At 35.7% G+C, this 15305-nt stretch carries 12 protein-coding genes; 1 reads left to right on the forward strand and 11 read right to left on the reverse strand.

From position 1 onward, the window contains the following. The first annotated feature begins 345 nt into the window (after window positions 1-345). Complete coding sequence (locus ACR30L_RS08715; RefSeq protein WP_435237627.1) at window positions 346-531, forward strand: hypothetical protein; 186 nt, start codon at window positions 346-348, stop codon at window positions 529-531. A 503-nt stretch (window positions 532-1034) separates the two neighbouring features. Here the strand turns inward: ACR30L_RS08715 and ACR30L_RS08720 are convergent. The 11 genes from ACR30L_RS08720 to ACR30L_RS08770 all read right to left on the reverse strand — a co-directional run bounded on the left by ACR30L_RS08720 (window position 1035) and on the right by ACR30L_RS08770 (window position 15214). After that, window positions 1035-2606, reverse strand: a complete 1572-nt coding sequence (locus ACR30L_RS08720) for an extracellular solute-binding protein (protein WP_435237628.1) — start codon at window positions 2604-2606, stop codon at window positions 1035-1037. Between the two features lie 456 nt (window positions 2607-3062). Next, on the reverse strand, window positions 3063-4625 hold the full coding sequence (locus ACR30L_RS08725; RefSeq protein ID WP_435237629.1) for an extracellular solute-binding protein: 1563 nt from the start codon (window positions 4623-4625) through the stop codon (window positions 3063-3065). A gap of 90 nt (window positions 4626-4715) precedes the next feature. Further along, window positions 4716-5606 carry a carbohydrate ABC transporter permease gene (locus ACR30L_RS08730; RefSeq protein WP_435237630.1) on the reverse strand — a complete coding sequence of 297 codons (891 nt, stop codon included), beginning with the start codon at window positions 5604-5606 and terminating at the stop codon, window positions 4716-4718. A gap of 9 nt (window positions 5607-5615) precedes the next feature. Beyond that, window positions 5616-6575, reverse strand: a complete 960-nt coding sequence (locus tag ACR30L_RS08735) for an ABC transporter permease (RefSeq protein WP_435237631.1) — start codon at window positions 6573-6575, stop codon at window positions 5616-5618. Between the two features lie 14 nt (window positions 6576-6589). Further along, window positions 6590-7684: an ABC transporter ATP-binding protein gene (locus ACR30L_RS08740; protein ID WP_435237632.1), complete on the reverse strand. Its 1095-nt coding sequence runs from the start codon at window positions 7682-7684 to the stop codon at window positions 6590-6592. Between the two features lie 822 nt (window positions 7685-8506). After that, the gene (locus tag ACR30L_RS08745) at window positions 8507-9235 is read right to left on the reverse strand and encodes an MATE family efflux transporter (protein WP_435237633.1); all 729 of its coding nucleotides are present in this window, start codon (window positions 9233-9235) and stop codon (window positions 8507-8509) included. A gap of 83 nt (window positions 9236-9318) precedes the next feature. Then, window positions 9319-9783: an MATE family efflux transporter gene (locus tag ACR30L_RS08750; protein WP_435237634.1), complete on the reverse strand. Its 465-nt coding sequence runs from the start codon at window positions 9781-9783 to the stop codon at window positions 9319-9321. A gap of 576 nt (window positions 9784-10359) precedes the next feature. Further along, on the reverse strand, window positions 10360-11076 hold the full coding sequence (locus ACR30L_RS08755; protein ID WP_435237635.1) for a FadR/GntR family transcriptional regulator: 717 nt from the start codon (window positions 11074-11076) through the stop codon (window positions 10360-10362). A gap of 641 nt (window positions 11077-11717) precedes the next feature. After that, window positions 11718-12440 carry a YebC/PmpR family DNA-binding transcriptional regulator gene (locus ACR30L_RS08760; protein ID WP_435237636.1) on the reverse strand — a complete coding sequence of 241 codons (723 nt, stop codon included), beginning with the start codon at window positions 12438-12440 and terminating at the stop codon, window positions 11718-11720. A gap of 475 nt (window positions 12441-12915) precedes the next feature. Next, entirely contained in the window at window positions 12916-13431 is a 516-nt protein-coding gene (locus ACR30L_RS08765) for a hypothetical protein (protein WP_435237637.1), read from the reverse strand. A gap of 181 nt (window positions 13432-13612) precedes the next feature. Further along, complete coding sequence (locus ACR30L_RS08770; protein ID WP_435237638.1) at window positions 13613-15214, reverse strand: protein adenylyltransferase SelO; 1602 nt, start codon at window positions 15212-15214, stop codon at window positions 13613-13615. Between the last annotated feature and the right edge of the window lie 91 nt (window positions 15215-15305).

The following is a 15305-nucleotide window of genomic DNA, read 5'->3' on the forward strand; positions in this document are numbered from 1 at the left end:
TTACCTTAATCTCTCTTTCGCCTCTTTAATTTACTATTAATTTATTTCAAGTTTTGAGCGTTTTTGCCGATAAATTTAATAGATTAATCTCAATTAAGTCATTAAATTTGATTTTTAATATCTTTTATAAAATCATGGGCTTATTTTAATATTTTTCATTGAAATTATTGATAGATTAATTTATAAAGTGAATTAAATTATTCTTAAATTTGAATCAAAAAAATTGGCTGTTTTACATCATATTGGCATTAAAAATGCTTTTGTTAAATAGTCGCATGAGATAATGTTTAAGATAATAAAATATGTTAATAGCGATAAATAAAATTGATTACGGAGCAGAATATTATGAATAAAAAACGTGTAAATACGACTTTTAAAACCCCTTTATTAAATGATTGTACTAACCATTTATCTTTTCAATTAAGTAAATCTAATTCAGATAGTAGTAATATTAAAAAGCACAATGCAGCTAATCATGAAGCACCGATTAATGACATCGTTACTGAAGAATTTGTGCGTGGTTATAACTAAAAGTTACTGTAACAATTAACTTTGCTCTTAATATTATTTTATCTGTCTATTAATTGTTTTAACTGAATATTTTTAATATTTAATCATTTTTAAATAATAGCTATTGTTTTTGAGCAATAGCTATTATTTTTTGATGTACTTCCATAAATTTATCTTCTCCAATAGCTTCACTTTATTAAACGTAATCATTAATTAATTAATCTATTTTACTGGCTAACATTATTTATTTCTTTATTGAAATTTTGCAAAGGGAAGAGTCATACCAATCGTAATAATTAGCTGATCTATTTTGCTGGTTAAAATAGTTTATTTCTTTGTTGAAAGTTTCATTAAGGGAACAACCATTTACATGAACTTTCGCCTCAAACTAACCTTGTTCTACACAAAATTTAGCGCATATTTTAAATACAATGGGTATTAATTGCGGGGGATTGTGTTAGAAGATATAAAAAAGGCAATGTAAACATTGCCTTTGAAATTAAATGTATAACTCGATTATTCGACTACTTATAGGCGCGGTCGTATGCGGACTGCATGACCTTAAGTACATCACTGTAGCCCATGCGTTCAACTTGAGCCATATAGCTATCCCAATCTGCATCGATGTCGCGAGAACCTAAGATCCAAGCTTGTTGCATCTCTAACATGTAATCACGAATAGTTGCCCAATTTTTATCAAATGTCGCTTTTTCTTTTTCGTTTAAAGCCACACCAAGGAATGGTTCAACTAATAGGCCGTTTGCAGTTTCTTCTTTGTCATACATGTTAACGCCTTCAAGTGCGAACTTGTTTGACCACTGCAATTCGTAAGCATGATCTTGGTAGAAACCGCGTGGAATTTGAGAACCGATTTCCCACAATTGAGCATTTAACGGTGTGTCTTTTTCAAGCATTTCTTTTTTAAAGATAGGCTTTCCGTCGATCATATCGTAGTTGACACCTTCGATACCAAAATTAGCTAGGCGGCGTCCTTCTTCGGTAAAGTAGAAATCAAAGTATTTCATTGTTTCTATCGGGTTTTTATTATTAAACGACATAGACCAACCTTCAACTTTAACCTTTGCACGTCTATGTTCTTCTACACGTTTACCGTTTGTACTGATGGGAGGTAACATCGCTCTAAATTGAAATCCCGGTACTGTTTTTGCCAGTGAATCATTATAACCTGCCGTAGAAGCAAACCAATCGTGTGTCATACCTCCGAGGTTGTTTGATAGTAAATATTCACGAGAGCGGCTGCCACGGGTAAATACTTCGGCATCAATTAAGCCTTCTTTATACCATTTAGCCAGGTTTTTAATCCCTTCCTTGTAGCCTGCACCAACGTAGCCATGTGCCATTGTGCCTTTATCAACATAGAAGTCATGGAACATGTCTGAGCCAGACATACGCCCGCCCCATAAGGTGACCATACGAATTAATTCTTCCCAGTTACGCATAAATAGTGGTACTTCATCTTTTTCGCCATTGCCATTGGGATCGTTATCTCGGAACGCAACTAGTACATCGTGAAGTTCATCAATGGTATTTGGCACTTCAAGATTTAATTTATTTAACCAATCTTTACGAATGAAATAACCACGGCCAAATTTGCCATCTGGGAGATAAGGAATGTAATAGATATTGCCATCTGCCGCTAATATCGAACTTCTAATTTCAGGGTTTTTATCGAAGAATGCTTTGATATGCGGTGCATATTTGTCTATCAAATCATTCATCGGGATAAATGCGCCTTCAGGACCATAGCGATTTACATTATCACGAATTGCAGATCCACCTACGACGTCGGGTAAATCACCTGACGCAATCAGTAAGTTAAATGACTCTTCACTTTTTGTCGTTGCCATTGATGCAACATTATTTAAATGAACATTAGTTAAGCGTGCTGCTTCTTTTTCTACGGGCCATTCATTATCATAAACATACTTTTTAGTATGAAAGTGTATATCAAGTGTTAACGGTTTATCTGACACTTTAAATGCCAAATCATCGGGTGCGGTTGCAAATGTTGGTAATGAAATTGTGGTTAACGAGCCAATAATAATCGAGGCGAGCAGGGTCTTAACTGGTTTCATAAATTATACCTTTTAAATTGAGATATTGAGTTTACGTTTTACGGTTATTTCTCTTTTTACGCTTTAGTTTTATTGCACTTTTAAGCCATTGACACGGTAGTTTGATCGACGCTTCCGTCCATGGGGTTATAAGTCCTGTCAGAATCATCTTGATTTTGGTTAACCAAATTAATTCATGCGTTACATTATATTTGAAAGCAGGGCTGGTTGTTGGTGCTATGTCACAGCATGATATAATAAGACAAAAAAGAACAATAAAAATTCACTTTAAATTCAATGGCTTGAAATTCTGTTTAATGTGAAGTGATGAAGTGTGATACCAGTAACAAATAGACCAGTTTTGGATTTGGTCAATATGCCAAATAGGTCACAGTGAGAAGCAGGGGATTTGGAAAAGAAAAAGGCAATGAAAAATTCATTGCCTTTAAATTAGCTAATTATAAGTATTATTAGCAATTATTTGTATGCGCGGTCATAAGCAGACTGCATTACTTTTATAACATCGTTGTAGCCCATACGGTCAAGTTGAGACATATAGCTATCCCAGTCTTTATCGATATCACGTGAGCCTAAAATCCAAGCCTGTTGCATTTCTAGCATGTAATCAAGAATGGTTGCCCAGTTTTTATCGAACACTTCTTTTTCTTTCTCATTTAAAGAAACACCAAGGAAAGGTTCAACTAGTAGATCTGGCACTGTGTCATAAAGCGCAATACCTTCTAGTGCATTTTTGTTGGTCCATTGTAGTTCGTAAGCATAATCCTGGTGGAAACCACGTTGGATTTGAGCACCAATTTCCCACATTTGAGCATTAAGTGGTGTTGTGCTTTCAAGTACTTCTTTTTTGAATACAGGCTTGCCATCGATCATATCGTATTGTTTGCCTTCAATACCAAAGTTCGCTAAGCGACGACCTTCTTCGGTGAAGAAGAAATCGAAGTATTTGATGGTTTCAATGGGGTTTTCATCAGTGTATGACATTGCCCAACCATCTACTTTTACTTTAGCTCGGCGATGTTCTTCTACGCGTTTGCCTGAGATGCCTTTTGGTGGCAACATCGTTTTAAAGTTAAAACCTGGTACTTTATCGGCTAGTGAGTCATTGTAACCAGCAGTTGATGCGAACCAATCGTGAGTCATACCACCTAAATCATTAGATAATAAGTATTCACGTGAACGGCTACCACGGGTAAATACTTCGGCATCGATTAGGCCTTCTTTATACCATTTAGCAAGATTACGAATACCTTCATGGTAACCTTTACCAACATAACCATGTAATAAGTTGCCTTTGTCCACATAGAAGTCATGGAACATATCAGAGCCAGACATACGGCCGTCCCATAGCGTTACCATACGAATTAACTCTTCCCAGTGACGGAAAAATAGAGGAACTTCATCTTTTTTGCCGTTACCATTTGGATCATCATCACGGAATGAAACTAGCACTTTATGTAGTTCTTCAATGGTGTTTGGTGCTTTAAGGTTTAGTTTATCTAGCCAATCTTGACGGATAAAGTAACCACGACCATATTTTCCATCGGGTAGGTAAGGGATATAATAAATGTTACCATCCGCAGCTAAAATAGAACTTCTGATATCTTTGTTAGCATCAAAGAATGCTTTAATATGTGGCGCATATTTGTCAATTAAGTCATTTAATGGAATAAATGCACCTTCAGGTCCGTAACGGTTAACGTTATCACGGATTGAAGAACCTGCCACGATTGGTGGTAGGTCACCAGATGCAATAAGCAAGTTAAATGCTTCTTGGCTTTTTGTTGTTGCCATTGAAGCAACGTTGTTTAAATGCATGTTCGTTAATCGTGCGGCTTCTTTTTCTACTGGCCATTCATTGTCATAGACGTATTTTTTAGTATGAAAATGAATATCCAACGTTAATGGTTTATCCGATACACTGTATGCACCGTCAGCAGAAGGGGTTGCTAATGCTGGCAATGCGATAGTTGCAGCTGAACCTATAATGATGGAGGTAAGTAGGGTTTTAACTGTTTTCATGATGTTTCCCTTATATATATTGATTTTATTGTTTATGCCATGATTAGCTAACCGCGCATATGCAACGGTTAGCTCTAAACTGCTTTTCTCTTACTCTTTTACGCCCCCTAACATAATACCTTTGTTAAAGTATTTCTGTATCCATGGGTAAACCAACAATACTGGAATGATAGAACAAACCATGATCGCTGAACTCACCGTTTCAAATGAATAGGAAGAGGTCAATAAGGTAGCCGCAAATGTATCGTCATCGGTTAATTGAGTAATAATCTGACGTAGGTATACCTGTAGTGGTATTTTCCCTTCGTCTCTTAATAAGATCATTGCCCAGAAGAACCCGTTCCAACGAGCAACGATACAAAATAGCGTAATAGTTGCAATTGCTGGTTTAGCGAGTGGTACAAATACTTGCCATAAAACTTGGAAGTCGTTTGCGCCATCCATTCGTGCTGCCTCTTCAAAAGAAGCCGGAACTGCTTCGAAGAAGTTTCTTAATAAAATAATATTGAAGGCATTACATGCAAAGGCAATGATGATACCGATGTAACTATCAAGTAATCCTAAATCTCTTATGTTTAAGAAGAATGGGATCATGCCTGCATGGAACCACATGGTAAATGCAATCAACATATTCCAGTATTTACGTCCTGCTAGTTGTGGTCTAGAAAGGGCATACGCACCTGGAATAATGATACATAAACTGGTGATCGTACCGCCAATTGTGTAAATGAAAGTATTCATATATGACGTCCAAAAAGCGGGGTCAAATAATACTTTCTCATAAGCTGCAATGGTAAAATCTACCGGTGTTAATACAACCTTACCTGCTGTTACCGCATCACCTAAACTGAAGGAAAGTGAAGCAACATAAATAAATGGGTATAGCGTACTAATAGTAAACATACCGACGAGGAACATATTCAAATAGACAAATGCTTTATCGCCCTTTGAATACAGATTCATATTTGGAATTAAACTCATAATCTTTCCTTACCAAAGAGACGTTTTAGAAACACGTTTACTGATTGTGTTTGCAGTGATAACCAGCATGAAGGCTATAACGGCATTGAACAATCCAGCGGCGGCCGCTAAGTCATATTGTGCTGCTTGTAAACCTTGACGATAAATAAAGGTACTTATTACGTCGGCTGTTTCATAGGTAGCAGGTTGGTAAAGCATGATAATCATTTCAAAGCCAACTTCTAAAATATTACCGATACGAATAATTAACATAATTAAAATCGTTGGGATAATACAAGGCAGTGTTATTTTGTACATCATTTGGAAACGTGATGCGCCATCAACAACTGCTGACTCATAAAGTGACGGGTTCACACCGGCCATTGCTGCTAAGAATACGATTGAACCGAAACCAGCTTCTTGCCAAATACCTGTACCGACAAAAATTGTACGGAACCATTCGGGCTTGATTAAGAAGTAGATCGAATCATAGCCAAATGCATTCAATATTAGATTGATAACACCAGTCGATGGGGCAAACGCAGTGATAACAATACCTGCAATGATTACCGCAGAAATAAAGTGTGGTAAATAAACGATGGTTTGTGCTGTTCTTTTGAATTTAGGATTAATTATTTCATTAAATCCTAACGCCAGTAGAATCGGCATTGGGAAACCAAAGATTAAACTTGCGCCACTAATCATGACTGTATTTTTTATCGACCTGATAAATTGGTCATTTTCAAACAAGGTATAGAAGTGTTCTAAACCAACCCAAGGACTGTCGGTGATCCCACGGAATACACTGTAATCTTTAAACGCAATTTGTAAGCCGTACATTGGTTTGTACAAAAAGATTAAAAACCAAATAACAGTGGGGGCAAGCATTAAGTAAAGTTGCCATTCTTTTCTGACATGCCTCCCAAACCATTTCAATTTCCTAACCACAAGCGGGTCTTGCTTGCTTATTGAATTATCAATATTTTGCATAACATTAACCTCGCTTAGTGATTACTTAAAGGTGTTAAAGCTTTGGTGGTTTTTTTATCAAACACAGCCATTACATCTTGACGGAAATAAAGTTTATTCAAATTATCGAGATGAGCAATTTGTCCGTGCGTATCAACTTTTATTACAAAGGGTTCATTTAAGAATTTACAGTGTAATAAAGCTTCTGAACCTAATGTTTCAACTAAATCGATTTTTACATCAATCGGACTTGAATTTTCCATTGGTTCGATATCAATATATTCAGGACGGATACCGATAATGACTTCTTGACCATTTGTTAAACCTTCATAGGATTGTAGTAAGCAGCGTTGATCACCGAAAACACCGTAGAATTTACCATCGACAATGTCGATAGTTGCTTCTATTAGATTCATTGGTGGTGAACCGATGAAGGTCGCAACAAATGTATTGGCTGGGCTATTAAATAGATCCATCGGCGTACCAACTTGTTCTATTTTACCATTACTCATTACCACGATACGGTCTGCTAAAGTCATCGCTTCAACTTGGTCATGGGTAACATAAACACTGGTAACACCAAGGCGTTTATGAAGGTGTTTAATTTCCGCACGCATTTGTGTTCTTAATTTTGCATCTAAGTTAGATAAAGGCTCATCGAATAAGAACACTTTTGGATGACGAACAATGGCACGACCCATTGCAACACGTTGACGTTGACCACCTGATAAATCAGCAGGGCGTCGCTCTAGAAGTGGTGTTAATTCGAGAATGTCCGCAACATCTGCAACCGTTGCTTTAATTTCTTCTTTAGGTACCTTACGAATACGCAAACCAAAGGCGATATTCTCAGCCACTGTTAAATGGGGATAAAGGGCATAGTTTTGGAAAACCATGGCAACATCTCTATCCTTTGGCGCAATATCGTTTACAACACGATCTGCAATCGATACTTCACCATCGCTAATTTCTTCTAACCCGGCAAGCATGCGTAATGTAGTTGATTTCCCACAACCGGAAGGTCCTACTAAAACAACAAACTCTTCAGATTTAACTTCAAGATCTATACCTTGAACAACAGTTACGTCTCCATAACGCTTTACAAGATTTTTTAATTTTACAGTAGACATGACAACTCCATTATGTCTGAAAAAAGAATTAGAACCGCACCAATGAACTAAAATTGTCCGATTATATTATTGTATATTTTATATCGAAAATACTATTGTACGACAATATTATAGAGTTTTTACTATATGGCAGGGGACGGTGTAAATGGGCTTACAGGGCTAATTTGAAGTCAATCAATGTTCTGATGAAAATTGATTGGTTTTTTGAGATCTATGCACTGTTTTATTATTTTTTTATATGACAATAAAATTTGCATTTTCAATCGTGAAATTGATTTGTTTTTTCAGTGTTCATTAGGTGGGCTTAGTGTTTACAAGGGATTGATGCAGTGTAGTAAAAAATGTTCTGTGCCCTTGATCACGGAAATGAAGTAACTATTTTGACATTAATAATACTTTATATGTTTTTAGTGTTTAGTGTGATGAGGTTGTAAATTATGATGAAATACGATTAATTAGGAAGAATATTAAAGAAAATTGACTACTTTAAATGCATTAAAGTTGCTCACATTTGTACGTTGAAAACAAAATTAAGAATAAGCTATTTTATGCCTTCTTGTATGATGATTTAAGGTTTTGTTACAAATCTATTTTTGCTGTTTACTACAAATACAGTGATATTATTTTATGTTGTTGAACATATTTTTTTTTAAAGTGGTGCCACGTGGCTTGGTTTTATAGTTTGTGATCCACAGTGTAAGACAAATTAAATCAATTAGTATTGTCATCAAATAGTCGGTAGAAAAATTAGACTTTTTTTGCAGCTAACACTTCAACGTTGAACCTTGTTAAATCATCGGTTTATATCCTCTCAGAGGCGCTTTAGTCGTACATTAATTTATTAGCTGCTGCTAGGTTAAATTCTGCTAATGATTTTTTAGCAAGATAGCGAAATGGCAGCGTTTTAACTAATTCTTCGAATGGGGTAATTGCAAATGCCCAAAAGATTGATGCACCGAAGACAAGTATTATTAATGCGCAAAGTGGAAGTGATACCAGCCATTGTCCGGTGAAGTTAATTTTAAATACAGCTGTAGTTTTGCCTAAAGCACGTAAAACATGGCCATGGACTGTATTATATCCGCGTAGAATAGGTAAAACGATATAAAGTGGCGCAATTACCTTCAATGCTTGATAGGTTTCTACAGCGAGCTCAGGGTAGATATCGTTGATCCAAGCATATAACCCAATAAAAAATAGCGTTGAAAGTATTGAAATGAAAATAGCAATTTTTATACTTGTTTCAACATCCTGTTTTAGTGTTTCGATTTGTTTGGAGCCTATTGCTTGGCTAATTATAATGGCGGATGAATGAGACCAGGATGTAATAAATTGCGTTCCAGAACGTATCCAAGGCATCAACAAAGTAATGGCAACATAGGAATTAATCGTGAGCTGTGAATACAAAAGTTGATAAATAGTTGTGCCAATAGATAGCATCGCGACATTTGCTGCGATGGGGAACACTTCCCTAAAATGTTGATAAATATTATGTTTTAAATGCGCACTTAGAATAGAGAATGAAAGTGATAATTGTTGTTCGTGCTTCACACAACAATAAAGGAATATCGTTCGGATAAAAATAGCGATTATGCTACCTATGGCTGCCCCTTGAACGCCTAATCCTTCAAGGCCTAAACATCCGTGTATAAATAAGAGGCAAGGGCATTAATAGGTAGTTCGATGAGATAGCCTTTAAAAGGGATGCGAGATTTACCTAATCCATTAAATAAAGCAATAATGACCTGGGTAATAGCCGTAAATAGGATGACATATTTAGTAATATTGAGATAACTCGCTATTTCGATATGTAAAGAGAGATTATCCGTTAAGCTCTCTATTAATACCTGATCAAATACGGAGAGTAATAGCCAAAACAATAACGAAGTTAAACCATTAATGATAACCCCAGAAACAAATGCTTTATTTAAGTTTTCTTGGTGACCAGAGCCAACAGCGCGGCTTAATACTAATTGCGTTCCATTAGCTAATGCTATTTGTATACCTAGAATAAATGCAATAATCGTCGTCGCTATTCCCATTGCTGCCAGTGATATTTCGCCTAATGGAGAAACGAGTAACGTATCGATCATCAACATGGATTGCATCAATAGGGCATTTAAGGCTAAGGGCCAAGCTAGTGATATATTCTTTTTTATATAGGAAGAAGAAAAATTTAAACCTTATGGATAATATGCAATTGAAAAAGTATTCACGATGTGTGTTTGAGGTATTAGGAAAAATGAGATGAATAGAAGTTACCCGTCAATAGGTAATATACCGCGAATAAGTTATAGCAAACTGAACAATTAGCTGACCATAGTTTATGGGTTAAATCGAGGCTTTATAACAACGAAGATGTTTGCCTCTCGTCTTGCCCTGGTATTCGAGCTAGTGACTGATAAACGCATCTTGATTGGTAACGGGTATATATCTTTGTTGTAAATTTTGCAAAGTAAACACTATTTGCATCAACTTTCGCTTCAAATTAAACCATCTTTCTGTACAACGTTTAGATAACATATTCCATATAATTGGTATGCCAGTGTTTGTGCCGTAAATGATAAATGTAGGTCAATTGATGATCGATTTTGTTATTTACTAACAGTCTAAATACAGTGAAAAATGCGGTTTTATAACGGATAGCCTTTGGTTATTTAACCGCTGTCTTATGATTAATCATTTGCAACTAATGCAAGTCGTTGGTTTTCATCATCAAGTAAAGTTTGCGCATCAATTCTCGCTTGCTCACTATCGCCTGCCATGATTGAATTATAAATTGCTCTATGTTCTTTTAGACAAAAACGTCCACCTTCTGAAGAGTGATTAATAAATTGTTTGAAAATAGTTTCAAGAATATTTGCAAAGGGGACATAAAATTGATTTCCCGTCGACAAAAAGATTGTTTGATGAAAACGGTGATCATTAATAATCCATGATTGATAATCAAACTTTTCAGCGGCTTCAGTCATTTTTTGGAAATAAACTGATAATGATTTGCGTTGCTCTGCAGTGGCATTCATTGCCGCAAATGCACAGGCCTCAGGCTCAATTGCTTTTCGTAGTCCGAGAAATTGAGAAAGGAAAGGTTGAATATCTTCTATATCCTGGATCCATTCTAATAATTGTGAATCAAGAAAGTGCCAGTGAGAACGCGGGAGAATATGAGTACCTACTTTAGGGCGTGATTCAATTAACCCTTTGGCCGAAAGTAGTTTGGTGGATTCACGTAACGCAGTTCGGCTGACTCCAAGGGAGTTACATAGTTCCATTTCGCTAGGTAACTTTTGGTTTTCAGAAAGCTCGCCTGATAATATTTTACGTGCTATTTGGCGTGCAACTTGAATATGAATACGACGTTTAGAGCCTTCAACAACTGGAAATGTGAACATAAGATCACCTTATAATAATGAGTAAAAACGATAAATAAAATGTATTTATGCCTTTATCGTTAGTTAAATTATTGCGACAAATTATATTATTGGTTAATGCTTATGCTGTTTTTCTCGACCGCTTTCTGCATATTATATATTCCGTTTATTTCAGCGTATTATTTTAATCGTAGGTATTGAAGTAAACGGTAAATTCATCATTAATTATTTATAATATTTTCTTTTTAAATACTAAAGTATTACATTTAGATTTTTTATTTATTTAAATAAACACTGAAAACAGCTGTTGTTTATGGCTTCTTAAGGATATTCAATAGATAGTAAATTGAATTAAGTACTGAGCTTCTGTTTATCTAATTTTTCAAATAATACAATAACACTTATTTGAGTCAAGAGAGTAACCTACATAAAATGAATTAACGGTATTTTATTCACAAAGTTATGAGGTAGTTAACAAAAAAACGATAGTGGGAGAAGATATAAACTATGTGAAATTGTATTCTTTTTGACTGCTGAAATATTCCTTTAATTAGGGCTGTTGTTTATTGTTATGTTTATATTTTCCGAATTATGTTACGCAGTAACATTGTTGTAAAGCATAGTCATAATTCGGTAATAAAATTATGTTAATAATTTCGATGTTATTCAGGTAAAACACCATTGTGGTAAACATTCTGAACGTCATCACAATCTTCTAACATGTCTAAGAATTTTTCGAATTTTTCAACATGTTCTTCAGCGATATCAGTATCAGTTTGAGGTACAAATGTAATTTCTTCCACGTCTAATTCAAGTTCAGGATAAATTTCATGAATGGTTGTTTTGGCGTGATTAAATTCAGTTTGTGGACAAAAAACTGTAATTTTACCATCTTCACATTCAACATCTGTTACATCAACATCTGCCATCATTAATTCTTCTAATACGGCTTCATCATCTTCTCCATCGAAGACAAATACCGCTTGATGTTCAAACATATGAGCAACTGTGCCAGGCGAACCAATTTTGGCATCTGTTTTATTAAAACAGTTGCGTACTTCAGTCCAAGTTCGCTTATTATTGTCAGTTAGGCAATCAACAATAACTGAACAGCCTCCAGGCCCAAAACCTTCATAAGTAGCACGTTCATAATCTTCACCGCCACCACCTTTTGCTTTTTCAATAGCACGTTCAATGACATGTGTTGGAACTTGGTCTTTTTTTGCATTATCAATTAAACGACGTAATGAAAGGTTACCCTCTGGATCGAAGCCGCCGTTTTTAGCACAAACGTAAATTTCTTTACCGTATTTTGAATAAACTTTAGTTTTTTGACCCGCAGTTTTTGCCATAGATTCTTTGCGGTTTTGATATGCTCTTCCCATCTTATAAGACTCTTTTTGTTAAGAATACCAATAGCATTGAAACTTAATCATTGGTATCGATTGAAATTATTGCGGCTGATTTTACCTTGTAACAGGTGTACTAGGCCAGTCTGAAATCAATAAATATTTAAATTGATGTATAAATTAATGGGTTTTATGTGCATATTAGGTTGAAATTTCACTATGGTGTGTTGTTTTTATCGTGTCGAATAGGGCTAGAAAACAAATTTTTATAAGAGAGGGATAAGATCTGTCCTCCCTATCTCTCTTAGTAACTACTCAGGCCGTCGCCCTTTAAGCTTTATTTCATCGTTGAAAAATGCTCATTTAAACCACTAAACTGCGCTTTTTCGTCTTGAACTAAGCATAAATGGCTTATCCCTGAGTATTTACACTCTATTTATGACAAAATTCATGAAATTTTAAAGGGTGCTGAGTAGTTACCTCTCTTAATTGAATTCGCTTTTACGTCTATTTATCGCTTTGCTTTTCTGGATTGATTAACACCAAAAGCAAGCAAGGCACATAACAAGATAGCGATACTTGTTGGCGCTGGCACATCGACGGTTAGTACTGAGTCACCGATAAAAAAATCACCGTATAAAGAGGTGACGGTAATATCTAACAGTCCATTGTAATTAATTGCACCGAGTGCCTGTATGCCTAAATCATTATAAAAGTCATTCGCTCCAAAGGTGACGCCACCCGTATCGAAATCAAAATTTTCAATAACAAATAATGTTTTTTCAGGGCCGTCGGGTAAAAACCATAAACCAATATTGTCATCATATAGATTGATTGAAAGTGTCGCGGACAATGCATTGCCTAAAACAAAATCGTTATCGGTAAGATCGTGCGTGTAATGATAGGTTTGCCAAGTAGATAAGTAAATGTTTTGCTCAACGGTATCGGTTATCGTGGATGCCGTACTGGTTGCGATAAAGCTTAATATTAAACAGGCACTGATAAATATTGAATGTATTTTTTTCATTGTGTTCAACTCCTTGAATTAATAAATACATTCTAATTTAGCACGAAATATGACAGCAAAAGGAGTATAATGTGCACCATTTAATGCAGTTGTCACATTTTAATTATGGGTTTGATTTTTATTGGTTTAATATTTGTCTTAATAATTATTTTTATGACAAAAGTGACTAAAATTTGTTTATTTATGAACTACATGAAAGCATTGAGCAACCGAATTTATGTCGTGCCCAGTCTGGTCGTTTCTTTGCATAGGCTTCATATTCAGGTTGTTCTTGATAGGGGGATTTTAATATATTTTGGAGTTTGATTATTTCGCTATAATCTCCTTGCTCTGCGGCTTCAATGGCTTGCACTGCAATATAGTTTCTTAGTACATATTTAGGGTTAACTTGATTCATTGATTCGGCGCGTTGTTGGTGTGTTAAACCCTCTTTATTGATTCTGTCAATATAAAGCGTTAACCATTGTCTGAATTTTTCTTTATATTCGACAGAAAGCGATTCAATTTCATAATAACAGTCAGTAAAAATAGCTAACCATTCGCTGTGTGTATCAAGGTTTAACGTATTAGAGACATTGGCTAGGGCACGATAAAAAAGAGTCATATCTGTTTCAACCTCACTTAGCAGTGACTCTAATGATTGAAAAAGACTGAGATCGGTGTTTCCTTGAAATTTTATTAATCCTAATTTTTGAGCCATCATTTCTCCCCATTTTTGCTGATAGTTAATGAGGTAATCATTAATAATTGTTTGTAAAGGCGCTGCTTGTTTGATGATTGGATATATCGCATTGGCGAGTTGCATAATATTCCATTGACTTATATGTGCCTGTCGTCCAAATGCGTACCGACCTTCATCGCGATCGCTTGTATTCGGTGTCCAATCTAAATCAAAATCATCAATCCATCCATAGGGACCGTAGTCAATGGTTTCACCAATAATAGACATATTATCGGTATTCATGACACCGTGAACAAATCCAACACGCATCCAATGAACAATTAAATCACAAGTACGTTCACTAATTTCTTCGAACCACGCTAGGTAGGTACTTTCCGTAAAAACACCATTCTGTGGTTTTAAATGTTCAAAATCATTATTAATACTGAATTCAATAAGTTGCTTTAATAAGATGTCATCGTTTCTTGATGCAGGGAGTTGAAAACTACCAAAACGAAGGAAAGAAGGTGATACACGACAAGTAATTGCCCCAAGTTCATGCTTCGCATTGCCATCGTATATTTTATCTCGAAGTACTGTCTCGCCAGTTAAACATAAACTGAGCGCCCGAGTTGTTGGAATACCTAAATGGAACATCGACTCGGAACATAAAAATTCCCTGACGGATGAGCGTAACACTGCAAGCCCATCTGCATGCCGAGAATAGGGGGTCTTGCCTGCACCTTTCAATTGAAGTGCTTGTCGGTCATGGTGATGAGTTGATATTTCTCCTAAATTAATGGCACGTCCATCACCAAGTTGACCTGCCCATTGACCAAATTGATGGCCGCCATAACATAATGAATATGGCGTCATTTGCGATAATATTTGATTACCGGTCATCATGTCTGTAAATAAAGAACTGTTAATATCTGTCTCTTCTAAATCAAGTAATGCTGCAACTTCAGTACTGTAAGCAATCATTACGGGGGATTGTGTGGGAGTCGGATCCACATAGGAAAAAGCAGCGTGTTCAACACTTCTACAGTAATTTTCATCGATTTTATCGGCTGGCAATTGCTCGGTAAGACGGTTGTCAAATTGTAACGATTCAAGAGACATAAACGAGGTTCCAATGGGCTAGTATAAATAACCCACTAATCTACTCGGTTTTATTTTATTTGGAAACCCTTTAAAAATTTAGCGTAAGTTT

It is taken from the genome of Psychromonas saccharinae (assembly GCF_051201515.1).
Lineage (GTDB): Bacteria > Pseudomonadota > Gammaproteobacteria > Enterobacterales > Psychromonadaceae > Psychromonas.